This window comes from Paramuribaculum intestinale, assembly GCF_003024925.1.
Classification (GTDB): domain Bacteria; phylum Bacteroidota; class Bacteroidia; order Bacteroidales; family Muribaculaceae; genus Paramuribaculum; species Paramuribaculum intestinale.
Window position 1 is genome coordinate 1 of record NZ_PUED01000021.1, and the last position, 25,157, is coordinate 25,157.

Consider the following 25,157-nt stretch of genomic DNA (forward strand, 5'->3'; position numbering starts at 1 on the left):
CGATTTAACTGCACCGCCTTGTCGATTAGTCTCGGGACGACGACAATCGGGCGATGTCTTGTCCCGGCAACTGTTGCCGGGATTAAGCCGATCTACTGTACTTCAATCAGGCAGCAAGAGCGTAGTTGTTTTCGCCATTTAAAACTTGCGATGTCCCAGATTATAGAGCGTAGCCATCATTGCTCTGCATGCTTACATACCACCTCTACACGCTGTCAAAACCGGTCAGCCCCGATTTGCTTGGCGGAACACTCCCCTCCGGAAGTGCAGGCTTGTAAGTGTGTGATTTTCCTCGGCAAAATTACCGCATTTTTTTCGTCCATGCAACCCCCTGCCCGCTTTTTTTCGCAAGACGCATCGCAAAACGTATGTAAAACGTCACGCAAAAAGCATGCTCACTCCCTTTTGACACCGCATCCGATGCCGACAGGACTAACGCAATATAAGCGGGCGCCGGAAGCCTAAGCATCCCGCGCCCGCCGAATTATAATGCCATTAAAGAAGTATTCTATTTCGTATAAACCACCCTCATCAGGCAAGCGTCGCTTTGGTCGAAGCCTTTAATACCGTTTAGCGCTCCAATAGCACCGTTTTCAAAACTCTCGAAGCCCATCGTGAAGTAGTTTATATCCCACGCCGTATGGCCTTTGGTCCGATCACCGGAAACAGCTCCGGGGCCACCCGGCCGTTCAAGCCAGTAGACAGCACCGTATCGCTTGTAAAGATCATAAAACATAGGCATATACTCTACTCCGCCATTATAATCTTTTCCTAAAGCAAGCGTATATTCCTTCCGTTCTTTGAACACTGCATGGCGCTGGGCATATCGCAACACGCCATCCATATTGGCCTCACCACTGCCTTCATCCCCGACAGCATCGGTCTTTCCACGACCCGACTTGCGTCGGCCGTGACCCGACTTGCCTATAGGGAAAAAGATATTGTTGCCGGTGTCGCTGTGGAACACAAAGCATCCGCGCATACCTTTTATCGATGCGCCGCCCGTTGCGTCGTCATAGCCAAGCGCATCGGCAACAGCGGTAGCAGTTTCGGTGGCTCCGTCGCCATACAGCACCCCATAGGCTTTCTCAATGTTGCTGCCCGTAGTAGATAGCAGCTTTTCGAAGTCCTCATAGCGGGCCACCCGCGCTCCGTCATTGTTGATTTCCCAGTCATCATCCCCTCCGACAATATCCCGCCAAAGCATAGTCTTGTGCTGATCATTCCAGTCTATTACATCAAATCGTGCATTTGTTCCATCCTCTCCGAAGCCCACTTTATCGTTGTTCGACGCAAGGATAGCATTGACATTGTTCCATCTGAAGTACGAACCTTCAAAGAGTGGCGACTCAACAAAATCGGCCGTATACTTCCCCTTCTTATATCCTCCGGTCAACGAATACACATTAAACGACCCCCATGCCGGGTTGTCGTCACTGCGCGCTCCGCCGTCCATAGTGATCGGGGCATAGCCCTGACGCACCATGATCACATGCTCGCATGTGTAGTTGTGATAGCGCACCTTCACCAGCCCGCAATGCACCTCATTTGATGCATACGTGCCTTTGAACTTGATCTTGAAGTCGATCAAGTGCTCCGAGTCGCCCTCGATTCGTTTGCCCCTCTCCGTAGCTCCATCATCACGTCCGATCGGCGTAGTTTCAAGTTCGAAATAAGCTTCGCCTTTTATCACTTCGGCATACCATGGTCCCTCAGACGTGAACGGTACGAAATTTGTTGCATCTTCTTGTGGCAAACGCATCAGCGTCACATGAAAATCCTCTTGATTATCATGGCTGCGCCACACACCCTTTGGATTCACCACACGCCTCACCTGAATTATATCCACCTCTTTGGACAGCTGCGTTCCGTCTTTGAGCTTGGCCGAAAATCTGATTTTGCCGTGGCGTGGATATGAATAGTAGGGATTATTGCCCGAAAAACCTGTTTTCGTCACCAGTTCCTTGGCTCTCGTAAAGAGATGTATGCTGAACAGACTGGAGCCTTCACCCTGCTGCACTGAATACTTATAATCGGGATCAGTGCCATAATCGTCAGGTTTGCCGTCGGGATAATATGTACGTGTTCCACGCTTTTTATCCTTCCAATAATCCTGGTTATACTTGGTGTCGCATGGCACTGAATACGAAGGCTGGTCGTTATACGCCGGATCCTCCACTTTCGTGTCGACCGATTGCCTCAACGAGAGAAACGCGTTCCATGGACCATCATTAAACACCGGAATCTGTGAATAGAAATCTGTCGACGGCGTGGGGAAGTCTTCCGAACCGTCGCCCCACGGCTTCCACGATGTTTCCTGAAGTATCTCAGCCTTCAGACCATATTCGGGATCAATGTCGCCCACCACCTTCACGTCCATCTGCATCTCCTTGTTGTAGAGATACGATATATACTGCGGCGAAACCACGTAGATGCCCGGATCCTCGTCAAAGTCAATATGCCAGTCGGCCTCGTTGCCGTTGCCGTGGAATGCAAGCGTCAGCTTGTAGTGAGTGTTGCGACGTGCGTCGTAGTCGGTGTCGATGTCCTGACCGAGCATAAATCTGTAGACGATTTTCCCGACAGTAGTGGTGGTGCGGTTGCGATATATACCGCTCACCTCCACGTATGTCCCATAAGGCTTATGATCCTTCCATCCCGACTGGAGATCGCCCTCCACCGGTTCAGGATACCATATTTTCTCACCGTCGATCGACTGATGCTTCTCCTTGCCCTTTCCCTGCATGTTTTCGAAGAAATAGAGCGATTCGGCTGTGTGGGCATGCGTTTTGTCAAGAATCGACTGATCGCTGCCCTCGTCGCCCTTGCCGCCGTAACGGTGCTTATTGTTACATACATGATAAAACTGAGCAGGATACAGACTGTTATCATCCTCGGGTAGATCTTCGTTGACTATTCTTACCTCGCCGTCGGCTATCACTCCGTTCTCGGTTTCATAACGTTTCATTCCGTTGCTGTCGCCGGCGTCGCCCGGAGTATTCGGCAGACCCAACGTGCAGTTCTTGGGTATATCCTTTATTCGGATATCCTTAATGTAGATCTCGATATTGTCGTAAAGATCCGAACCGTCGAAAGCCACTGTCACCTTTGAGGCAAGCCTTTTGAGCCAGCTTTTGACGGTCAGATTGGCTTTGTTGAGCACTATCGGGTTTTCGTCAGTGGCGCTCGGCGAACCGCTCGTGCTGAACACTCCGAACATCTGGCTGTTGTTGGCCACCCGTTTGCCATCCCATGCGAAGCGTATAGCTTTCAGTTTGTCGCGGGTAGCTATGTCCTTCGACCGCGTATGCAGATCGGGCACATTGGCCACTGCATAGATATGATAGCGTCCGCGAGGCAGAGTGAGGCTGAACGTAGCCCGCCCGGCCTTGTCATCGCCGAGCGACTGGTCGTCACGGTTATCCTGATTGTCAGTGTTGACGAAGTCATTCAGCTCATCGTGACTGTAGCACTTTACAAGAGCGCCCTGCGTGTCGTAGACGAGCACATGGAGCGTCTGTATGTTCTGTATGAGGTCGCCGGCCGAACGCGACCCCAGATCCACGTCCTCGGCCTGAAAAGTCAGTGATGCCGATATGGTGCAGTCGCCGTCAAAACCGTCGTCCTTATCATAGAGAGCGTCGTCCGAGCAGCTCCACAGCGCCATACCCGCCAGCAGACCTATCAGATAATATATACTGCGTTTCATCATGTTTCAAATTAAGAATTCATTTCTTTGGAAGTCCGAAGCCGGGCTTCAGCTCCACTTCACGATAGGGATGCACCCAAACCTCATATTTCACCTCCATATCGCTCACCGTGGCCTCGATATAGAGATGAGTGTTGCGCGGAAGAGATCCCGACAGTCCGTCGAGCGTCTTGTCAGACACCTGATAGGCTCCGAAGAGCGACAGGTTGACGGCGAAGCCTGCGCCGGCCTTGCTCTCGGGCATGTAGACCGCCGGAAGAGTGCGGCTATCGCCGGCTGCTATCGGATCCATGGCGTAGGGATCCTGACGGTCGGCCGGTGTTGCGCTCGGGGAGAGGACGCTGAATTTGCGCTCAAACGTGCCGGGCGTCTGCGAAGGTATGCTGTAAGCGGTTATCTCGCGCGGCGCTACAGCCGCCTCGCTCTGGCAAAGCTCCTTGGCCGGGCTGTAGACCGTTTCAAAAGGAAACAGATAGCTCTTCGGCGACATATTGGTCAGCCTGTAGCCGGTTAACTCGAGAGGACGCGACGTCTTGTTGGTCACCTTTACCGTCACTTTCACAAGCGCACGCGTCAGGAAGATGTTCACGCTCTGATCGCGGTCCACAAGATTGCCCTGCTCGTCGATCCTCGGATGACGCACCGTCACCTGATGGTGTTCGGACATCGGTATCAGACCCTTGACGTCGGCTGCATGATTGAAGTCGAATGTCAGCTGTTCAAGACGCTCCAGATCATCGCCGGAGAGGTACGCTCCGCTGCCATACACGGCGTTGGAGAGATCTATCGAGCCGAGCACACGGTCGGCAGTCGAGGCGGCATCGCGTGAATATCCCGAATAAAGGCCGTGCTCGTTGGCTATGACGTATATGTCTTTCAGATCCGAGTCGCCGTCGCCCGCTCCGGCATAGACATTGATCTCCTTGCTGGCCGTAGCCGCGATCTGTGTCTTGTCGTCGGCGCCGGCCTCTCCGGCCAGATCCCAGAACTGATTGAATTCAACCTTCTTACGCGACGCGTCGGCCGGATCGTCGTGCACTATGATGATGCGCAGGGTGCGTATCATCTCGCGTATCGACGCCTCTTGCTCGAATTCTGTAGCGCGCGAACCCTCTCCGGCCACCGGATCGACTGCCGCTATATTGAGCTTGAGCGTGACAGTCGACTCATCGTCGGCCGGACGTCCGGGTTCGTCGCCCGACGAGCATGCCGTCGCCATGACTCCCAATCCGAGAGCCACAGCCGCCATCGCAGCAAGTCCGTATCGACGTGCCGGGTTAGTTGATATTGTCCTGTCAAAAATCATAGGTCAGCGTTATTGATCCGTACAACCCAGTCGTTGATCACCACCTGGGTATTCACCCAGTGTTTGTTGGCGTCGAGGAAGAAGATCATGTTCCAGTGATGCTCGCGGTCGAGATACTCCTGATCCGACATTTTGTTGAACTTCTCGCTCTTGTAGAGCAGCAGATAGTTGACCAGCGGTATGTTGATGATCTCGCTGCCGTCGTCGGCCTTCTTCACTTTCAGGCGCGGGCTGTTGCCGGTGACAAAGCGTCCGGTCGACATCTCGCTGTAGGCGAGCACAGCCTCGTTGCCTGCTTCGTCTATGCCGGTGGCGACAGTTCCGGTGGTCCAGGGAGCGTATGTCACCCCGCCGGCGGGCACCACACTGTTGTCGTGGGCATGACGGGTATTGTCGTCGGTGATCTCCCACACGAAGTCATTGTCGTCGAGCGGATCGCCGTTGAGCTGCTGCAGCAGTATGCGCAGGGTGTTGGTGTCGCGCATCATCGGCAGCGTAGCCAGAGTGTACTCGTTGTCCTTATCGCTGACAGTCATGTCGAGAGATCCGTAGTATAGATCGTGGAGGTGCGTGCCCACACGCTCCGCCTTCATCTCATGACCCATGGCCGTGTAGTGGTGTCCGGCCTGAGGTGTGGCGGTCGTATAGGCCGCCTCCTCGCAGGCTGTGCCGCCGTAGGCTATCAGATGATAGTCGCCGGCAGGCAGGTCTATCACCATGCGCCAGTTCTCGTCGGCAAGCACTTCGGAGGTTTCGATGCGCGTGGCCACATAATTGCCGTTGCCGTCGTAGATATAGAGCGTAAGGCAGTCGACCTGCGAGGGAAATGCGTTGGCAAACTCCATGTTGTAGTCGAAAACAAACCTCAGCTCGGCACCCACGCGACACGGTTCGAGGTCGTCGTAGATGGCGCTGTCACACGACGTGACCATTGCCGCCGGAGCGGCGATGGCGGCAGAAACAGCCACACCGTTCCATATACGACGTATTGTATCTGTGATTTTCATTGCAAGTTTCTGATAATGGTTGTTAGAATTCTATCGAATTGCGGCGCACAACCCAGGGGAGAGTGGTCACCTGCACGTCGAGATACACGTCGCTCTCCTCGTCGGGAGTCTCGGGATTCTGCGGATCGGGATCGTTCTCCGTGCGGCGCGGATGTCCGATGCGGCGTATGCGGTCAACAGAGATCTTGTAGACATTGTTGCGCACCACGGCAAACTCCATCGGACCCATCACGCCGGGGATATTGTTGTCGTTGTGGCGGTTCCAGTAGTAATAGTAGCAGAAGTAGCCCTTGTGGGGAGTTGTCTGTCCCTGACCGAGATATTCGTCGGTGGCCCACTGGTAGATGGTGATACCGGCGTCGACAGCGGCCTTTTTGAATTCCATGAACTGGGCATAACCCTGCTCGCCCGACTCCTGGCCTCCGCCGGCTGTCTGCCATGCAGTGTAGTAGTCAGCCACCGAACGGGCATAACCCTTGTCGGTGTTGGGACGGAGCACGGCGTTGTTGAGCACGTCGCCGGGAGCTGTGCCCTGCGCTGCGGCGATCACTGCCGTAAACTTGACGTAAAGCACATTGTCAAACAGATACAATATCGGATGGTCGAGCGTGGCTCCCGGAGCGTCGCGATCCACTTTGTTGCCTGCGGCGTCGACATAGTAGTTCTCATTGATCGCGTCGCGGAGATTGGCCGGGGTATTGGGTGTATTGCGCAGCATGCCCTTGAATACGATTCCGGTAGACAACGACACCTTTTGCTGGTTTATGCCGGGTATGGCGTTTTCGGTCACATAGCGCCATATCTTGTACTCGCCGGTGGCGTCACTCATATTGGATCCCTGACTCACGACCTCCGACGGAGTATCGCGATACCACTGGTCACGGGCAGCCAGATCTATCTTCCAGTCTTCACTGTTGTCGCCCGATCCGAAGCAGAAGTTGTAGTATTTCGAATATCCGTTGCCCTTGTCGCCGATACCGGTCATCACTTCGCCGCCATCCTGATGCACGCACTTGAGATCGGCCGCATAATCGACGATATAGTTGCCCGGCAGATCACGGCCGCAGAGCTTGAAGCCCTCGCCCGAAGCGTGGCCGTTGTTGCTGACACGCTGCAGATAGTAGAAATGCTTGCTCATGTTCACGAGATTCATGCGTATGAGCTGCACGTCGAGAGTGTTGCCCCCCTGACCGTAGACACCTACATGATACGTGAAATTATTGCGCGAGCCATCCTTGAAGTCGAAACGTGCCACAGAGCGCTGAAGCTGTACCGGGCCGCCGGTCATATTGACCGACGAGAAGGAGTTGTCGATCTTGTCGCCTTCGGTGTTGGCCTCCGACATCTTGAAGGGGTGATCCTCGTCGGTGAAAGGAAGCCAGTCGTGGATGCTCTTGGGTATGTAGGCCGTTGTTATTGCGGCATTGCTCATAGGCAGACCGGATACGACATCAAGCACAGATGTGTTTTTATTATCGTCTTCGGTGAGGCTGCCATGATCCGACGAGCGCTCCGACACCTCACAGTAGAAGTCGGTCCAGTCCGAGCGACCCACGGCGTCATCGCCCATAGCCTTGAACGAATCGAGCAGATCCTGGGGATAGTTGGCATACACATAGACGTTGACCATGTTGTCCATGAGTATTCCTGTGGTCGGATCAGCTTTCTTCGAGTAATACGCGTTGATATGCGAGGCCGATACAGAAGCGAGTATACCGGCGCTGACACCGTCGGGGTTTGTCGTGATCGAACCGGTGCCCGATGTCGACGTCGTAGAGCCTGTACCTGCCGATATGCCGCCCTGCGATGCAGTGGCGTATGCGATGAAGCCGTTGTCTTTGTCGGCAAACACTATCAGCGCGCGATGGATGCGGTTTTCTTCCGTGCGGCCTATCTCTGTGCCGCCGGTCGAACCATTGTCGGTCGTTGCCGAACGCGAGTCAGCGTCGGAAGGAAGTTTCACTCCCATGCCAAACCATGCATAGCTGTCGGCAGGCATCTCGGTATTGCCGGGATTCACGCCCGGAGTGTCGTCGCTGCACGAAGCCACCATGGCAGCCGTGCAAAGACCGATAAGTGTGTGGTATAATTTCATATTTGCTTGAGTTTTTTCTATGGTTGGTCTATATCTTTGCCTGAGTTTCCCCGGTGGCGTTCCGGCCGGCTGCAGGCCGGCTTTAATGAAACGCCACCACAGGAAACAGGGACATTATCCTGGTAATCCTGACGGATCGTTCCTGCAGTTTTATTCAGCCACCTCCTTAAGCTGCTCCAAAGCAGCCGGAGCGTCGGCCACCTTCATGCGGGCAGCACGCTGGAAGTAGCGGTTGGCGGCATCATAGTCGCCCTCGAGAGCGTGATACACTCCGCGGGCATACGTGGCCTCGGCACCCTCTCCCGCACAGTCGAGATAACGCTTGGCGCCCACCATGTCACCGCGCATCATAGCCGCATTGGCGGCATTGAGGTTGGCTACTTCCGATTCAGGGAACATGCGCACTGCGGTTTCGAACAGTTCGTTGTAGTCGTCCGAGCCGGGTTCTAGCGAGCGCGCTGCCACAAAGAATTCCTGCAGCGACAGATTCTGCGGACGGGTGCGCGACAACGCTATGATCTCGTTGACGTCGCTGAAAGCGCGCACGCGATACTCGATGCGGTAGTCCGAATGACGCAGCGCCGGATATACGTTGGCCAGCAGGAATCGGTAGGCGTCGGGGAAGTCGCGCTGCAGTTTGCTGTTCTTGGCATCAGGTTCCATATCGCTGTCGATAAGGGCTATGATGGCCTGTTTGTCAGCCATGTTGCTCTTCACCATATAGGCTCGCAGACCGCCCCAGTCCTCGGGATCATACGAGGTCTGTATGAAGTCGGGCGAGAAGTGGTAGAGCGTTTCCACGTAGCTCTTAAGCGCCGCCGTACGTCCTTTGGCCAGACGCACGTTGTTGTTCCACGGTCCTTCGGGCGATGCGAAGCCCTTGATCGAAAGAGCCGTGATCTCCACATCCTTGTCGTTGATCACAGTGTCGATCGTGGCGCGTATCTTGGCGAGTTCGCCCTGGTTGCCGCGATAGTCGGGATATATCACTGTCTTGTTGACCGGGAAATCGATAAACGCCTGACCCTTGAGCTCGCGTATCTTCACAGCCTCAGCCGTAGGAGCGATCCAGTTAAACACCGGCTCGAACTTCTTCGGTTCAAGATCAAGACGTCCGAGCGGCACTATCTCACGGCCCAGATCGTCGGAGCAGCATCCCTTGGTTTCGTAACGTACATGCATCTCCGCGCCGCCCATCCATTTCTGATATGGAACCTGGACAGCCAGAGGCAATGACTTCATATTGGCACCCGAACGCACCAGAGCTACTCCCTCGCGCTTTTCGAGATCGTGGCGCAAAGCCTGATAATAACGGTTGCGACCGGCGATCACCGTCGTGCCCAGCTCTATCGAGTCGTTGCCGTTGCGAAGCACGGGAGTCACCCACACTTCACGGTTTGAGCCGTCGACGCGACCCAGTGGCACCTCGCCGTTGAGATACAGTGTGTTTTCGGTGCGTTCAACGCCGACGTTCTTAAGCTTCGTGCCTGACGCCGCCTGCACCGATGCGAACGCCGACACAGCGCCCGCACCCAGAATCATAGAGATCAGTATTTTTTTCATCATCGTAGTCGGTTGGGAGGGTTAGAATACATGTACGAGATTCAAAGCCACCTTGGTCGGGCCGAAATAGTTGTGGCTGCGATCCTTGGCAAGCCTCGTCCCGCACTTGGCGCACGGATACACGTCATATTTAGTGTAGATCCATCCAATACCCAGCTCCGCCTCAAGATTCCAGTGGCGGCCGAGTATCCACGAATAGCCGTAGGCCACGCCAAAACCTCCATACCATCCCTGATAGCGACGATCCTTGAGGTTGCGGAAATCGGTGCCGAGCATCTTGAAATCAAGGTCGACATTACCCACGTTGTACTGGCCTCCAAGCGCGTGGGCGGCGACGAAATGTCCCTGAAGCTCCTGACAGAACCAGTAGCGCAGCTCTGGCTGCACCATCCAGTGCTTCCATTTATGGGAGTTGACAGTCCATGCGTTAAGGTTACCCGACAGATCAAACGACCATTTCGGGGCCAAAGCCACCTCGCCACCCAGATTCACCGTCAAGGCAGCATCATAGAGTATGTTGGTCTTTAATGCCAGATCTCTCGCCTGGATCTCCGACGATCCGGCAAAGAGCATGGCCAGTGCCAGCAGGCTGCTTTTCAAAAGTATTTTCATTTATGCTATCTGTTTGATTTGACTAATAAACACTTATGATAATGATTTAGATTTGATTCAGGATATGGTTACGACGTATCGGCGACCTCTTTTACATGATCGGCCTACCGTATTCGCTAATGTAACTCATGCATACTGCCGGTGCTTTCCATATTCCCATCCATAAATTTTCCTGCCATCAGTACGCATATACCTTTGGCAAGGCAAAGGTAATGATAATATACCTAAAAATTACCCCCCCCCCGTTAATATTTGTTAACAAACACAACCAATGCATATTCATCCTGCATAACCCATTGACTTTCCACAATATGACCACATAATGCGATGTCAAAATCAATCATAAAAAATCAGGATATTGTACCTTATCGGCACAATATCCTGAATCAACTTTGATTATATTCCCGATCACATCAGCGACTTCACCGCAGCCTCAAGCTGCCGGTCGTCACCGCTGAGCTGTTGCTCTGGAGTGTTGTATATCAATATATCAGGGTTGAGATCGAGATTTTCGAGATAGCGGCCCTGCATATCCTTGCAGCCCACCTGCGGAATGCCGAACACGATCGTCGGATCAATCTGCGACTCCCACCACACAGCCGTCATCGTACCGGGAACAGGCGCTCCGACAAGTTTTCCGATGCCGAGAGTCTTGTAGACCCATGGGAAGCCATGGGCGTTGGAATAGTTGTCCTCGCACACGAGCACACACGAAGGCTTCAGCCACTTGTTGAACGGATCCGAACCGATATACTGCCCGCGCGGAGCAAACTCGGCATACTGCTTGCCGCTGAGGAGCGTGGCCAGATCGTCGTGAAGCCATCCGCCGCCATTGTGACGCGTGTCGATCACCACGGCGTCACAGTCGCGGTAACGTCCGAGCAGATCAGAGTAGACAGTGCGGAAACTGGGGCTGTCCATCCCTTTTACGTGGATATAACCGATCCGGCCGCCCGAAATCCGTGCCGTAGCCTGACGGTTGCGCTCCACCCACCGGTTGTAGAGCAGGTCATTGAGCTGACCGGAGCCTATAGGCTTCACCACCTGCTCCTCACGTCGTCCCTCGGGAGTCACCACACCGAGAGTCACTTTCTTGCCCGCCTTTCCGGCAAGAAGAGGATAATAGTCGGTGCCGGCAGCTATCTTATGGCCGTCGATACTCTCGATGACTACACCCGGACGCACCTTGTTGCCCGACGTCGCAAGCGGACCGCGGGCTATTACTTCAGTCACCTTCAGTCCGTCGCCCTTGTAATCCTCATCGAAGAACGCTCCGAGCGAAGCCGTAGGCTGTGCCGAACCGTAGGCATAATAACGTGCGCCTGTATGCGATCCGTTCAGTTCGCCGAGCATCTCCGACAGCATCTGCGCAAAATCGTAGTTGTTGTCGATATGGTCAAGGAAGCGGCCGTAGGCTTCATGGTATCCTTCCCAGTCCACACCATGGATTTTCGGATCATAGAACTTGTCGTTGACCTGACGCCATGCGTGATTGAATATATACTGACGTTCCATAGCCGGACGATAGTTGAAGTCGGCCTCGAAAGCGATATCCTTGGTCTTGCCGTCGCTTAGATTCACCTCGGTCAGACTGCCGCGGCGAACCACATACACCTTGTTTTCATCCTTGCCGGGATTCATGAATCCGCCTACGCCCTTGGCAAGCTTGCGCACCGTACCCTCCTTGAGATCACGCTCCCAGAGGTCGTATCCATCCTCAAAAGCGGCGCAATAATACAGCTTGTCGCCTTTTTTAGAGAGATGGGCGTCGCCCATGCGCGAAGAGTTGCCGGTCAGACGCGCCACGCGGTCGCGGCGTCCGTCAAGATCAAACTTAAGAGCTTCGACCTTATAAGCTTTCTCGCTGTCTTTATCTGCATCCTTCTTGCCTTTCTTACCCTTCTTATCGCTCTTGACCGAGTCGTCAGCCTTATCCTTGGAGTCTTTTTCTGCCTCCTCAAGCAGAGCGAGCTCCTCTTTCGAAAGACGGAAGCGATCCCAGGCTTCAGGATCGAAGAACATTATATAGGTGTCGCTTTCCGAACCCCAGCTGCCGTGGCTGCGATAGCCCGCGCGGTCGCTCTCCCATATCATGGCCTTGCCTCCGAGCACCCACTTTGCATTGCCGTCGGTATATCCGCTCTCCGTAAGATTTGTAACCTCGCCGGATCCGTCGGCCTTGACCAGAGCCACATCCTTATTATTCCAGCCGCCATGGCCTATGTAGTCGACCAGAAACCAGCGGCTGTCGGGACTCCATCTGTAAGTGACGTCGCCGTCGGAATACGAGTAATTGTATTTCCCGTCAAGCACCGTGCGGATTTTCTTGTCGGCGAGATTGATAACACACAGCTCCGTGCGGTCGCGCAGGAACGCCACCTCCTTGCCGTCGGGCGAATATGCCGGCTGGAACGAAGTGCGGCCGTCGGCCACAAGCGGCTCCTCCTCGATCTCGGTGGCATAGGTGAACAGCTTCTCTTCGGGACGTTTTATCGAGCTTCGATATATGCCCCATGTGTCGCCGCGCTCGGCCGAATACACTATACTGCGGCCGTCGGCGCTGAAACTCAGATCGCGTTCCTGCTGCGGAGTGTCGGTAACGCGCCGGGTAGTGGCATATTCGATCGACGTCACATACACGTCGCCATGGAGGATGAACGCCACTTCCTTGCCCGAAGGCGACACTGCCAGATCGGTAGCGCCGCTGCGACGCACCTGAGCCACGAGCGGCTTCTCATTGTAATCGGCAGCGATAGCCACCTTTACCTTCGAGGGAGCAGCACCCTCCTTGACCGTCCACAGCTCGCCGTCGTAGCTGTAGCAGAGCGTACCGTCAGATGCCACCGACAGCGAACGTACAGGATGCTTCGCATGGTCGGTGACGCGCTTCACCTCCGAAGAGCCCGGAGTGGCCTTGTAAACATTGAACGAACCGCCGTCGCGCTCGCTCAGGAAATAGTACGACCGTCCGTCGGGAGTCCATACAGCATTACGATCCTCACCGGTCGACGATGTGAGTTTTTTGAATCCCGCACGTCCGTTGTGGTCGGCAAGCCATATATCGCGGGTGATCGACGATGTGTGATGCTTGCGCAGGGGATCCTCATAGCCCTTCTTATCGGTATAGAGTATACTGCCATCCACAGGATTGACCGAAATCTGCTCCATGGCAAGCGAAGTGTACATCTGCGGACGCCCGCCCTTGACACTCACCTTGTAGGTCTGCGGAAAAAGCGACGACGGAAACTGTATGTCGGCCTGAGCCGGCATGACCGCCGCGCTGAACAGCAATGTATCGGGAGTGAGGAAAGCAACAGGAGTCTCAGCCGCAGAATGCGTAGTGAGCTTCACTGGCTGTCCTCCCGTAGCCGGTACGATGAATACATCCATCGAACCGTCGCGATCGCTCGCAAAAGCTATCGATTTTCCGTCGGGACTCCACACCGGAGCTGTATCGTATGCGGGATTGGTCGTGATCTGACGAGCCTGTCCGCCGCCGGCACCGACGGTGAATATATCACCGCGATATGTAAACGCGATAGTCCGGCCATCAGGCGAAATAGCCGGATTGCGCAGCCACAGCGGCGCCTCTGAAGCGCCGGCCGTAGCCGCTGCTGCGATCATTGCGACCGCAAAAAATACTTTTTTCATATTGCTGTGGAAGTTATGATTGATTCTGACTGCAAATATAGACAAAAAAGAGAGATTTTTTATGTAACTTTGCAGCAAAATGGGAAGAATCATAGGCATAGACTTCGGCCGACGCCGCTGCGGAGTGGCGGTAACCGACCCGTTGCGCATCGTTGCGACAGCGCTCCAGACCGTCGACACCGCCGGACTGCCTGCATTCGTCGCCGGCTACTGCGCCCGCGAGCAGGTCGACTTCATCGTAGCCGGACTTCCGCGCGACCTTCGCGGCAACGAGTCGGAATCCATGCGTTTTATCCGTCCGGCCATAGCACGTCTGCGCAAGGCGCTCCCCGCGATGGAGATAGTCATGTGGGACGAGCGCTTCACCTCAGCCATAGCCCACCGGTCAATGATCGATTCGGGAATGAGCCGCACGCAACGCCGCGACAAGTCGCTCGCCGACCGCATGGCCGCAGTGCTCATACTCAACTCCTATCTCGAAAGCCGCCAGTACAGCTCCAGAGAGTAACGCTGCCCCCCCATACGGTTCCGACACCAGTCACAATCCAATAGCTTTATCAACACAGCAATGAAACTACCTATATACCTCTACGGACATCCGGTGCTCCGACAGACAGCAGAGCCCGTCAAGGAATCGTCGGAAGAGCTTACAAAACTCATCGACGACATGTATGCAACAATGTACGCCTCCGAAGGCGTCGGACTCGCCGCGCCCCAGATCGGCAAAAGCATCAGACTTGTTGTCATCGACGCCTCACCCGTGGCCGACAGCTTCCCGGAATGCGCCGGACGCAAGATGACACTCATCAACCCTGAAATAGAAATACTTGAAGGCGAACGCATCAACCGATCCGAAGGATGCCTGTCACTACCCGGACTATCGGAAAACGTCGGACGCACCGAACACATACGGCTACGCTGGCTCGACGCCGAAATGAATGCCCACGAGGAGATCATCGACGGTTTTCTGGCGCGCATCGTGCAGCACGAATGCGACCATCTCGAAGGCAAGCTTTACATCGACCACATATCGCCCATACGCAAGCAGCTGATACGCCGCAAGCTAAAGGACATAGCCGAAGGTCGCACCGGATGCGACTATCCTGTGAGACATGCATCCAGCCGCCGGCGATAATCGGCTCAACTCTAAAACCATCAATACCCACACTCTGACCAATATACAATAAATATGGCCGACGACAAAAAGGTAATCTTCTCAATGGTAGGCTTAAGCAAGACCTATCCTCCGCAAAAACAAGTACTTAAAAACATATATCTGTCGTTTTTCTACGGCGCCAAGATTGGCATCATAGGCCTCAACGGCTCCGGCAAATCATCACTTCTGAAAATCATAGCCGGCATCGACAAAAGCTATCAGGGCGAAGTGGTGTGGGCGCCGGGCTACACCGTGGGCTACCTTGAGCAGGATCCGCAGCTCGACCCGCAGAAAACCGTCATCGAGGTGGTGCGCGAAGGCGTACAGCCCACCATGGATCTCCTTGCCGAATTCGACAAGGTCAATGAAGCTTTCGCCGACCCCGAAGTATTTGAAGACCCTGACCGCATGGAAGCCCTGATAGCCCGTCAGGCCGAGCTGCAGGACGCACTTGACGCCGCCGACGCATGGAACATCGACTCACGCCTCGAACGCGCCATGGATGCCCTGCAGTGCCCGCCCGACGACCAGCCTGTCGCCACCCTTTCGGGAGGCGAACGGCGCCGCGTGGCGCTCTGCCGGCTGCTGCTCCAGCAGCCCGACGTGCTGCTGCTCGACGAGCCGACCAACCATCTCGACGCCGAGTCGATCGACTGGCTCGAACAACACCTGCAACAGTATCAGGGCACAGTCATAGCCATCACCCACGACCGCTACTTCCTCGACCACGTGGCAGGCTGGATACTCGAACTCGACCGTGGCGAAGGAATTCCATGGAAGGGCAACTACTCGTCATGGCTCGACCAGAAGACCAAACGCATGGCACAGGAGGAAAAACAGGCCTCGAAACGCCGCAAAACCCTCGAACGCGAACTTGAATGGGTGCGCATGGCTCCGAAAGCGCGTCAGGCCAAAGGCAAGGCGCGCCTGTCGAGCTACGACCGACTTCTCAACGAAGACCAGCGCGAACGTGAGGAACGTCTGGAGATATTCATCCCCAACGGCCCGCGTCTGGGCAACAAAGTGATCGAAGCCACCGGGCTGTCGAAAGCCTTCGGTTCGAAACAGCTGTTCAAGGATCTCGACTTCATGCTCCCGCCCGCAGGCATTGTCGGCGTGATAGGACCCAATGGAGCCGGCAAAACCACGCTTTTCCGCCTCATCATGGGTCAGGAGAAGCCCGACGCCGGAAGCTTCGAAGTAGGCGAAACCGTCAAGATTGCCTACGTCGATCAGACCCATCACGATCTGTTGCCGGAGAAGAGCGTCTACGAAGTCATCTCCCAGGGCACTGAGTCGTTCCGCATGGGTGGCCGCGACGTAAACGCCCGTGCCTACCTGTCGAAATTCAACTTCTCCGGAGCTGATCAGGAAAAGAAGATCGGAGTGCTATCGGGCGGAGAGCGCAACCGCCTTCACCTTGCGATGGCTCTGAAGGAAGAGGGCAATGTGCTGCTGCTCGACGAGCCGACCAACGACATTGACGTCAACACCTTGCGGGCGCTTGAAGAGGGACTGGAGGACTTCGCAGGCTGCGCTGTGGTCGTAAGCCACGACCGATGGTTCCTCGACCGCATCTGCACTCACATACTCTCTTTTGAGGGCGACGGCAAAGTCGTGTTCTACGCCGGATCATATTCCGACTATGAGGACTACAAACGCGCACAGAACGGAGGCAAAGAGCCACCGCGACGCCGCTACCGCAAACTGATGGAATAAAGCGATATCAGCAACTCGCAAATACAGTCCGACGGTCGTCAGCAGAGCATCCACAAAAGCTTTGCCATGACCGTCGGATATGTTTTATCAAGCCTCATAAAATTTACATTTGCAAATATCGCCATCGTTGATTATAGCGTTGATAAACAGCCAAATATCAATACGGAACGCATCAAGTTATTAACATCCATAAAAATTTGGCGTTTGAAATTGTAAATTCACGTCAAAAATAGCTAACTTTACGACCCCCAATTCAGTGGTGGAAATATGACCGAAGAAGTGTATCACATACCGGCCTTGTTGCCGCAGACCCTCGAAGCCCTCGCGATACGTCCCGGAGGCATCTATATCGACGTCACCTACGGTGGCGGCGGACATTCCCGCGCCATTGTGGAGCGGCTCGACACCACAGGACATCTCTACGGATTCGACCAGGACTCCGAAGCCGTGGAGAGAGCATTCCGCGACCCACGGTTTACAATCGTACATTCCAACTTCCGCTTCCTGCGAAACTTCATGCGTTACCACGGCGTGGAGCACGTGGACGGCATTCTGGCCGATCTGGGAGTGTCGTTCCACCACTTCGACGACTCGGCACGGGGATTTTCGTTCCGCTGGGACGGCCCGCTCGACATGCGCATGAACCAGCGGTCAAACCTGACAGCAGCCCGCCTCATAGCCGAAAACTCCGAAGAATCGCTTGCAAGCATATTCAGCCTCTACGGCGAGCTACGCCAGTCACGCCGCATAGCCGCAGCCATCGTTAAAGCAAGAAGCCGCGAAGAAATCACAACCATCGAACAGCTTCTCGCCGTCGTCAGGCCACTGATAAGCCCCAAAGCCGAAAAGAAAGAACTCGCACAGGTATTTCAGGCTTTGCGCATAGCCGTCAACGGCGAACTCGACGCGCTCAGTTCCTTCCTCGATCAGGCGACAAGCCTCCTGGCTCCGGGCGGACGTCTGGCCATCATCACTTACCATTCGCTTGAAGACCGCATGGTCAAAAACTACATGAAGACCGGCAACATCGAAGGACGGATTGAAAAAGACTTTTTCGGACGCACAGAAGCGCCGCTACGACAGATAACGTCGAAACCCATGGTGCCAGACGAAGATGAGATCAACCGCAATCCGCGTTCACGCAGTGCCAAACTGCGCACCGCCGTAAAACTTTAACCGCCCGTCTGCAAGCCATGTCAAAGAAATCATCCACGAAACCAAAGCAGAAAGGGTCGATAGCCGGACGCCTGATCTACGGACAGGTGATCTCCAGCGACTTCTTCGCACGCCACTGGCTTAAGGTGTTCGCCATATTCACTGTCATAATGGTCTTTATAACCAACAAATACCACTGTCAGACAAAAATGGAAGAGATCAGGCGGCTCAACACCGAACTTGAGATCGTCAAGACCGAACGAATGCGCGTCAGGTCGGTCTACATGAGCCGCACCCGCGAATCGGAGATGCAGCAGCTCGTGGATTCGCTCGGACTGAATCTGCACGTTCAACAACGTCCACCATACAAACTTCCCTCACGATGAGCCAGCCAAAGAAAAGATCCAACCGCAAACACATGAACCGCCGCTACGCGCTGATCGTGGCGGCAATGCTGGCGTGTGCAGCCGGAATCGTGTGGCACGTGGTCGACAACACTGTCGTATCGGCTGACGCATGGAACGAAAAGGCTCACCGCGAACTGTCGAGATGCGACACGATAGCCCCCGAACGCGGCAATATACTTGCTGCCGACGGAAGCATCCTCGCCACCAACCTGCGATACTACACCGTCAGAATTGATTACCGCAGCGAACGCTTCATGGAGCACCGGCTGCGACAGCAGATCGACACCATAGCCGACTCTCTGGCACGCTACTTCCCGGTGCGCGACGCCAAAGGATGGCGCGCCCATCTGCTCAAGCCTATCGACAACATCAAGGATAAATCCAAACGTCCGAGAGCCTATCGTCTGCTTGACAACATATCGTATGCCGACTACCGCCGGCTACGCACATTCCCGTTCTTCAAAATTCCCAACCGCAACCGCAACGGCCTGTCGGTAGAGTCTAAAATGCGTAGGGTCAACCCCTACGGCGATATGGCGCGCCGAAGCATCGGCGGTGTCGGCGCCACCCGGAAATGCAAGGAGATCCACGGCATTTCAGGGCTTGAAAAAGCGCTTGACAGCATGCTGTTCGGCACCCCCGGCATAGCCAAGAAGGTTGCGCTCACAAGAGGTATCGTCAACTGGACCGACAAACCGGCCATACCCGGCCTCAACATACGCACCACCATCGACATCAAGATGCAAGACATCGTGGAGAACGAGCTGAACAACCTGCTTACATACGTCAACGCCGACTGGGGCGTCGCCGTATTGATGGAGGTGGCCACAGGCGACATCAAGGCAATATCCAACCTCGAAAAAAATCCGTCGGCACCGGGATATATCGAGGGCATGAACCGAGCCGTGCTCGGCTATGAGCCAGGCTCGGTAATCAAACCCATCTCGATGCTCATAGCACTGGAGGACGGCATAGTCAACGACCTCAGCGAACAGATACCGATAGGCAAATCATTCCCATACGCAGGCGGACGCGGCATCACCGACTCCCACTACAGCTCATCGCTGTCTGTGGCCGAAGTCATCGAACAGTCGAGCAATATCGGAATGACACGCATCATCACACGCCGCTACGACGCGCACCCCGGCGGATTCTACCACCGGCTCAAACAGATAGGATTTCTCGAGCCAATGAATACGGGCATCGCCGGCGAGAGCGTTCCGCGCGTCGACTCCGTGCCATCTAACCGCGGAGGACGAATATCACTCTCGCGCCAGTGCTACGGCTACGCCACAGAAATACCGCCACTCTACACCCTTTCGGTCTACAATGCCATCGCCAACGGCGGCCGCTACGTCAGGCCGAGGCTCGTCAGCCGTCTGACCGGCGAAGATATCGATTCGATATTGCCCGTCACATATATCCGCGACCGTATATGCTCCGAAGCCAACGCAAAGAAGCTCCAGAGCATGCTTACCGACGTGGTGTGGGGCGCACACGGCACCGGCCGACGCCTGAAAAACGATCTCGTCCGTATCGCAGGCAAGACCGGCACATGCTACATGATAGAGGGAGGCACCTACAACACCGGAAAGAAACGACTCGCCTTCTGCGGATTTTTCCCCGCCGAAAACCCCAAATACTCATGCATCGTACTCACCTGCCACCCGAAGCAGAACGCTCTCGGAGCCGCGTCGACATCGGGTGAGGTGGTGAAAAACGTGGCTCTCAAGCTATATTCGCGCGGCATGCTCGGCAACTCGTCGGATCTATCGGCCGAGAAAGCGGCCGGCGACTCGCCGGTGCTCTATGCCACCGCCCGCAACGGACACCACGAACGGGTGAGAAGTGAACTGGAAGTCAAAGGAGCACGCCGTTCGCTGACGCGCCCCCGCGACATCGACAAGGGAATTCCTGACGTTGTGGGCTACGGACTACGCGACGCCATCTCCATACTGGAGAAGGCCGGCTACAACGTGACCTTCAGCGGCTCCGGCTACGTCACACGACAGACACCGGCCGCAGGCAACTCCGCTCCGCGCGGCCACCGCGTCACACTCTCACTCACTGAATAAAAACAAAAAAACATACTATACAGACTATGAAACTCTCGCATCTGCTGTCAGCCATCACCGTAGAGGAAGTGATCGGCAACGAAGAAGTGGAAATCACATCGCTCGAGTGCGATTCGCGCAAGATAAGCCTCGGATCGCTGTTTGTAGCGGTCAGAGGCGTCAATGTCGACGGACACCGGTTCATACCGATAGTGACTGTCGGCGGAGTGGCCGCCATAGTGTGCGAAGAGCTTCCCGAACGGCTTGAATCGACTGTCACCTACGTCAAGGTGTCTGATTCGGCCGTAGCCTTAGGCTTTCTCGCATCGCAATGGTATGGCAACCCATCGCGCCAGCTGCAGCTCGTAGGCGTGACCGGCACCAACGGCAAGACCACCACAGCCACTCTCATATATGAGATGGCACGCCTCGAAGGCTACAAGGCCGGACTGCTCTCTACCGTTGTCAATTATATAGACACCGAAGCCGTACATGCCGACCAGACCACACCCGACCCGCTGACACTCAACCGCCTGCTCCGGCAGATGGTCGATGCCGGATGTGAATATGCGGCCATGGAGGTCAGCTCTCATGCCGCCCACCAGCACCGCATAGCCGGACTGCACTTCGCCGGAGGCGTATTCACAAATCTCACCCGCGACCATCTTGACTACCACAAGACCGTCGACGCATATCTGGCTGCAAAAAAATCTTTTTTCGACAACCTTCCGGCCACGGCCTTCGCGCTCACCAATGCCGACGACAAGGCCGGAGAGGTCATGCTGCAGAATACCGACGCACGCCGACACACATACTCCCTGCGCACCCGCGCCGACTTCACCGGCAAGATCGTGGAAAGCCGTCTTGACGGCACGCTGCTGGCTCTGAACGGACATGAAGTGGAGGTGCTCTTCACCGGACGCTTCAATGCCTACAACCTGACAGCCGTCTACGGCGCCGCCCTGCTGCTCGGATGGAATCCCGACCGTGTGCTCGTCGACATGAGCCGTCTGGTGCCCGTGGCCGGACGCTTCCAGCCGTTCCACTCAACCGACGGAGTCACCGCCATCGTCGACTACGCCCATACCCCCGACGCCCTCGTCAACGTGCTCTCCACCATACGCGACATAGTCGGTGGCCGCGGACAGATCATCACCGTGGTAGGCGCCGGAGGCAACCGCGACAAAGGAAAACGGCCCATCATGGCACGCGAAGCCGCCCTTCGCTCCGACCGGCTGATACTCACTTCCGACAATCCGCGCGACGAAGAACCCGACGCCATCATCGCCGACATGCGCGAAGGCCTCGACGCACGCGCACTTGCAGCCACGCTGTGCATCGCCGACCGTCGCGAGGCCATCCGCACAGCCGTCAGCCTGGCCAAGGAGGGCGATGTGGTGCTTGTGGCCGGCAAGGGACATGAGGATTATCAGGAGATACGCGGCGTGAAACATCATTTCGACGACCGCGAGGTAGTGCAAGAGGCGCTGTCGCAGCTCTGACACATAACCATCACGCAAAAATTCACCCCGAATAAACAAACACACCATCATATAGACAGACAACGATGCTGTATTACCTGTTTGACTATCTGGCCGAAACCGGCATACCGGGCTCACGCCTGATGAACTATATAACCTTCCGTTCAGGAGCCGCCTTCGTGCTGGCACTGTTCATAGCCATGGTGTTCGGACGCCGTATCATCGACCGCCTGCAGTTGATGCAGGTGGGAGAGATAGTGCGCGATCTCGGCCTTGAAGGACAGATGCAGAAAAAAGGCACTCCCACCATGGGAGGCGTCATCATAATCATAGCCATACTGGTGCCCTGCCTGCTTGTAGGCAACCTCAGCAGCATCTACATGGCACTGATGCTGCTCACCACCGTATGGCTCGGAGCACTCGGCTTTGCCGACGACTGGCTGAAGATGAAACGCCACAACAAAGACGGCATGAGCGGCAAATTCAAGATCGTAGGGCAGGTAGGACTCGGACTGATCGTGGGATGCACCATGTGGATGAGTCCCGACATTGTGATGCGGGAGAATGTGGAAACGATGGAGCCACGCGGCGAAGAGATCGTCGTCACCGGCCAGAATGAGAACATCAAGGCCGCACAGACCACCATACCGTTTGTCAAAAACAACAATTTCGACTATGCCTACCTCACATCGTGGACCGGAGAGCACGCCGCCACCGCCGGATGGATCCTGTTTGTGATCGTAGTGATCTTCGTCATCACCGCAACATCCAACGGCGCCAACCTCACCGACGGACTCGACGGACTGTGCACGGGAGTGTCGGCCATCATCGGCGTGGCGCTCGCTATCATGGCCTACCTTGGCGGCAACATGATCTACTCCACTTATCTCAACATCATGTATATCCCGGGCAGTGAAGAGCTTGTGGTATATATGGCCGCCTTCATCGGTGCTCTTATCGGCTTCCTGTGGTATAATGCTTTTCCGGCACAGGTGTTCATGGGCGATACCGGCTCGCTGGCCATCGGCGGCATAATAGCCGTGTTTGCCATACTCATACGCAAGGAGCTTCTGATACCTTTGTTGTGCGCCATATTCTTCATCGAAGACCTGTCGGTAATGATCCAGGTGGCCTACTTCAAGATCACCAAACGACGCTACGGCCAAGGAAGACGTGTGTTCAAGATGACCCCCCTGCACCACCATTTCCAGAAACCCGGCAACTCCGGCATCGAAGCGCTCATACAGGCTCCGCTGAGAGCGATTCCCGAGTCAAAGATAGTGGTACGCTTCTGGATAGTAGCCATTCTGCTGGCTGCTGTGACATTCGTGACACTAAAGATACGCTAACCATAAAACGACATCAATACATTACTCAACTATGAACAATCGCAAGCGTCTGGTAGTGCTTGGCGGCGGCGAAAGCGGCGTCGGAGCAGCTATCCTCGGCAAGGACAAAGGCATGGAAGTGTTTCTCTCCGACTTCGGACAGATTCCAGAGCGCTATCGCCAGCAGCTTGAAGCCGAAGGCATAGAATGGGAACAGGGACAGCATACACTCGAGCGCATTCTTTCGGCCGATGAGGTCGTGAAAAGTCCCGGCATACCGCCTACCGCACCGGTCATGAAAGCTATAGCCGAAAAAGGGATACCGGTAATTTCGGAGATAGAGATGGCCGGCCGCTTCACCGACGCCAAAATGGTGTGCATAACCGGGTCTAACGGCAAGACGACAACCACCCTTCTCACCTATCACATACTCCGTGAGGCCGGCATCAACGTAGGACTTGCCGGCAACGTGGGCCGCAGCCTCGCGCTGCAGGTGGCCCGCACGCCCCACGACGTCTATGTGATCGAACTGTCGAGCTTCCAGCTGGAGAACATGTATGAATTCAAGGCCAACATAGCCGTGATGCTAAATATCACTCCCGACCATCTTGACCGTTACGACTACAAGATGGACAACTATGTCAAGGCCAAATTCAGAATCATCCGCAACCTCACCTCGGAGGATGCCTTCATTTTCTGGCAGGATGATCCGACAATACAGCGGCAACTCGAACAGATAGCCACCGAGGCACGCCTCTTTCCATTTGCCGAGCACGAGGAACACCAGAGCCACGCATGGGTCGACGACGCGGGCGAACTGGTGTTTGACACATCGGAAACATCGTTGAAGATGCCACGCGCCGAGCTTTCGCTCAACGGCCTCCACAACCTATACAATTCGATGGCTGCCGGTCTGTCGGCCTGCCTGCTCGACATAAAAAAAGAGGATATACGCCGCGCCCTGTCGGACTTCGAAGGAGTGGAGCACCGCCTCGAACCGGCCGGAACAGTCGACGGCGTGCGCTATATCAACGACTCCAAAGCCACCAACGTCAATTCATGCTGGTATGCGCTTGAATCGATGCCTAAGGGCACTGTGCTCATACTCGGCGGCAAAGACAAGGGCAACGACTATTCGGAGATAGAGCCGCTCGTGCGCGAGAAAGTGAAAGCGATCGTGTGCATGGGCAAAGACAACTCCAAACTCATCAGCTACTTCGGCGGCATCGTCGACCAGATCCGCGACACCCATTCACTGGACGAAGCCATGGCAGCATGCCGCGAGATAGCCCGTCCGGGCGACACGGTGCTGCTTTCGCCCTGCTGCGCAAGCTTTGACCTGTTCAGCAGCTACGAGGACCGCGGCCGCCAGTTCAAGCAGGCCGTAGCCGCAATGAAATGACAAACCTCACCACACGACACACATCATCGCAAGCAACCATAAGCCCATCTACAACCGTCACAGACTATGGAAAATTTTGAGATAATCCCGCCGGTCGACATGTCGCAGCCTGCGGCAACAAAGCCCGCGAAATCCGAGATCGAGGCCAACGCACGCTCCGACAAACACATCTGGGGCATATATATAATGCTCTGCCTAATATCGCTGATAGAGCTTTACAGCGCATCGTCGCGCGAGGTCAACGTGCATGGCGTCCTGGGCGTCTTCGGTCCTCTGGTGCGCCACGTGGGTCTGCTTGTGATCGGTCTGGGACTTATGCTCTACATACAGCGCGTGCCCTATCAGAAATTCGAAAAACCGATATGGGTGCTTGTGATAGCAAGTATAGGGATGATGCTCTACGTGCTGTTCTGCGGCGAGATAGTCAACGGCGCCCGGCGCAGCTTCAACCTCATGGGCATCACCATCCAGCCGTCGGAGTTCCTCAAACTCTCGGCCGCCCTGGTCATAGC

17 protein-coding genes are annotated in these 25,157 nt (G+C 55.3%); 10 read left to right on the forward strand and 7 right to left on the reverse strand.

Going from position 1 to position 25,157, the window contains the following annotated elements; genetic code table 11:
• Positions 1-508: 508 nt before the first annotated feature.
• The 7 genes from C5O24_RS03020 to C5O24_RS03055 form a co-directional block, all read right to left on the reverse strand.
• A complete protein-coding gene (locus C5O24_RS03020; RefSeq protein ID WP_107681428.1) occupies positions 509-3,712 on the reverse strand; it encodes a DUF4906 domain-containing protein in 3,204 nt (1,067 codons plus the stop codon).
• 16 nt (positions 3,713-3,728) lie between these two features.
• Positions 3,729-5,015: a hypothetical protein gene (locus C5O24_RS03025; protein WP_107036606.1), complete on the reverse strand. Its 1,287-nt coding sequence runs from the start codon at positions 5,013-5,015 to the stop codon at positions 3,729-3,731.
• Positions 5,012-6,022 (reverse strand): FimB/Mfa2 family fimbrial subunit, encoded by a 1,011-nt coding sequence (locus tag C5O24_RS03030; protein ID WP_107036607.1) that lies wholly within the window; start codon positions 6,020-6,022, stop codon positions 5,012-5,014. The genes C5O24_RS03025 and C5O24_RS03030 overlap by 4 nt, the downstream gene beginning before the upstream one ends.
• A gap of 22 nt (positions 6,023-6,044) precedes the next feature.
• Positions 6,045-8,117 carry an Mfa1 family fimbria major subunit gene (locus C5O24_RS03035; protein WP_170067068.1) on the reverse strand — a complete coding sequence of 691 codons (2,073 nt, stop codon included), beginning with the start codon at positions 8,115-8,117 and terminating at the stop codon, positions 6,045-6,047.
• A gap of 150 nt (positions 8,118-8,267) precedes the next feature.
• Positions 8,268-9,683, reverse strand: coding sequence for a hypothetical protein (locus tag C5O24_RS03040; protein ID WP_107036608.1), 1,416 nt, complete (start codon positions 9,681-9,683; stop codon positions 8,268-8,270).
• An 18-nt stretch (positions 9,684-9,701) separates the two neighbouring features.
• Positions 9,702-10,292 (reverse strand): DUF3575 domain-containing protein, encoded by a 591-nt coding sequence (locus C5O24_RS03045; RefSeq protein WP_107036609.1) that lies wholly within the window; start codon positions 10,290-10,292, stop codon positions 9,702-9,704.
• A 408-nt stretch (positions 10,293-10,700) separates the two neighbouring features.
• Entirely contained in the window at positions 10,701-13,943 is a 3,243-nt protein-coding gene (locus tag C5O24_RS03055) for a S41 family peptidase (RefSeq protein ID WP_107681430.1), read from the reverse strand.
• A 79-nt stretch (positions 13,944-14,022) separates the two neighbouring features.
• Between C5O24_RS03055 and ruvX the strand changes: the two genes are divergently transcribed.
• From ruvX to C5O24_RS03105, 10 genes are all read left to right on the forward strand, one after another.
• The gene (gene ruvX / locus C5O24_RS03060; RefSeq protein WP_107036611.1) at positions 14,023-14,451 is read left to right on the forward strand and encodes a Holliday junction resolvase RuvX; all 429 of its coding nucleotides are present in this window, start codon (positions 14,023-14,025) and stop codon (positions 14,449-14,451) included.
• A gap of 60 nt (positions 14,452-14,511) precedes the next feature.
• Positions 14,512-15,078: a peptide deformylase gene (gene def, locus C5O24_RS03065; RefSeq protein WP_107036612.1), complete on the forward strand. Its 567-nt coding sequence runs from the start codon at positions 14,512-14,514 to the stop codon at positions 15,076-15,078.
• A gap of 54 nt (positions 15,079-15,132) precedes the next feature.
• Positions 15,133-16,818: an energy-dependent translational throttle protein EttA gene (gene ettA, locus C5O24_RS03070; RefSeq protein ID WP_107036613.1), complete on the forward strand. Its 1,686-nt coding sequence runs from the start codon at positions 15,133-15,135 to the stop codon at positions 16,816-16,818.
• 267 nt (positions 16,819-17,085) lie between these two features.
• Positions 17,086-17,994 carry a 16S rRNA (cytosine(1402)-N(4))-methyltransferase RsmH gene (gene rsmH / locus C5O24_RS03075; RefSeq protein WP_107036614.1) on the forward strand — a complete coding sequence of 303 codons (909 nt, stop codon included), beginning with the start codon at positions 17,086-17,088 and terminating at the stop codon, positions 17,992-17,994.
• A gap of 17 nt (positions 17,995-18,011) precedes the next feature.
• Complete coding sequence (locus C5O24_RS03080; protein WP_107036615.1) at positions 18,012-18,359, forward strand: FtsL-like putative cell division protein; 348 nt, start codon at positions 18,012-18,014, stop codon at positions 18,357-18,359.
• Entirely contained in the window at positions 18,356-20,455 is a 2,100-nt protein-coding gene (locus tag C5O24_RS03085; RefSeq protein WP_107681431.1) for a PASTA domain-containing penicillin-binding protein, read from the forward strand. Before C5O24_RS03080 ends, C5O24_RS03085 begins: the two co-directional genes overlap by 4 nt.
• Before the next feature lie 26 nt (positions 20,456-20,481).
• Positions 20,482-21,936 carry a UDP-N-acetylmuramoyl-L-alanyl-D-glutamate--2,6-diaminopimelate ligase gene (locus C5O24_RS03090; protein ID WP_107036617.1) on the forward strand — a complete coding sequence of 485 codons (1,455 nt, stop codon included), beginning with the start codon at positions 20,482-20,484 and terminating at the stop codon, positions 21,934-21,936.
• A 65-nt stretch (positions 21,937-22,001) separates the two neighbouring features.
• Positions 22,002-23,264, forward strand: a complete 1,263-nt coding sequence (gene mraY, locus C5O24_RS03095; RefSeq protein WP_107036618.1) for a phospho-N-acetylmuramoyl-pentapeptide-transferase — start codon at positions 22,002-22,004, stop codon at positions 23,262-23,264.
• A 31-nt stretch (positions 23,265-23,295) separates the two neighbouring features.
• The gene (gene murD / locus C5O24_RS03100) at positions 23,296-24,645 is read left to right on the forward strand and encodes a UDP-N-acetylmuramoyl-L-alanine--D-glutamate ligase (RefSeq protein ID WP_107681432.1); all 1,350 of its coding nucleotides are present in this window, start codon (positions 23,296-23,298) and stop codon (positions 24,643-24,645) included.
• A 66-nt stretch (positions 24,646-24,711) separates the two neighbouring features.
• A partial coding sequence (locus C5O24_RS03105) for an FtsW/RodA/SpoVE family cell cycle protein (RefSeq protein WP_161553777.1) occupies positions 24,712-25,157 on the forward strand: 446 nt, incomplete at its 3' end.

Coding starts and splice junctions, on each gene's coding strand:
- C5O24_RS03020 (WP_107681428.1), bottom strand. CDS start 3,712: ATGATGAAACGCAGTATATATTATCTGATAGGTCTGCTGGCGGGTATG.
- C5O24_RS03025 (WP_107036606.1), bottom strand. CDS start 5,015: ATGATTTTTGACAGGACAATATCAACTAACCCGGCACGTCGATACGGA.
- C5O24_RS03030 (WP_107036607.1), bottom strand. CDS start 6,022: ATGAAAATCACAGATACAATACGTCGTATATGGAACGGTGTGGCTGTT.
- C5O24_RS03035 (WP_170067068.1), bottom strand. CDS start 8,117: ATGAAATTATACCACACACTTATCGGTCTTTGCACGGCTGCCATGGTG.
- C5O24_RS03040 (WP_107036608.1), bottom strand. CDS start 9,683: ATGATGAAAAAAATACTGATCTCTATGATTCTGGGTGCGGGCGCTGTG.
- C5O24_RS03045 (WP_107036609.1), bottom strand. CDS start 10,292: ATGAAAATACTTTTGAAAAGCAGCCTGCTGGCACTGGCCATGCTCTTT.
- C5O24_RS03055 (WP_107681430.1), bottom strand. CDS start 13,943: ATGAAAAAAGTATTTTTTGCGGTCGCAATGATCGCAGCAGCGGCTACG.
- ruvX (WP_107036611.1), top strand. CDS start 14,023: ATGGGAAGAATCATAGGCATAGACTTCGGCCGACGCCGCTGCGGAGTG.
- def (WP_107036612.1), top strand. CDS start 14,512: ATGAAACTACCTATATACCTCTACGGACATCCGGTGCTCCGACAGACA.
- ettA (WP_107036613.1), top strand. CDS start 15,133: ATGGCCGACGACAAAAAGGTAATCTTCTCAATGGTAGGCTTAAGCAAG.
- rsmH (WP_107036614.1), top strand. CDS start 17,086: ATGACCGAAGAAGTGTATCACATACCGGCCTTGTTGCCGCAGACCCTC.
- C5O24_RS03080 (WP_107036615.1), top strand. CDS start 18,012: ATGTCAAAGAAATCATCCACGAAACCAAAGCAGAAAGGGTCGATAGCC.
- C5O24_RS03085 (WP_107681431.1), top strand. CDS start 18,356: ATGAGCCAGCCAAAGAAAAGATCCAACCGCAAACACATGAACCGCCGC.
- C5O24_RS03090 (WP_107036617.1), top strand. CDS start 20,482: ATGAAACTCTCGCATCTGCTGTCAGCCATCACCGTAGAGGAAGTGATC.
- mraY (WP_107036618.1), top strand. CDS start 22,002: ATGCTGTATTACCTGTTTGACTATCTGGCCGAAACCGGCATACCGGGC.
- murD (WP_107681432.1), top strand. CDS start 23,296: ATGAACAATCGCAAGCGTCTGGTAGTGCTTGGCGGCGGCGAAAGCGGC.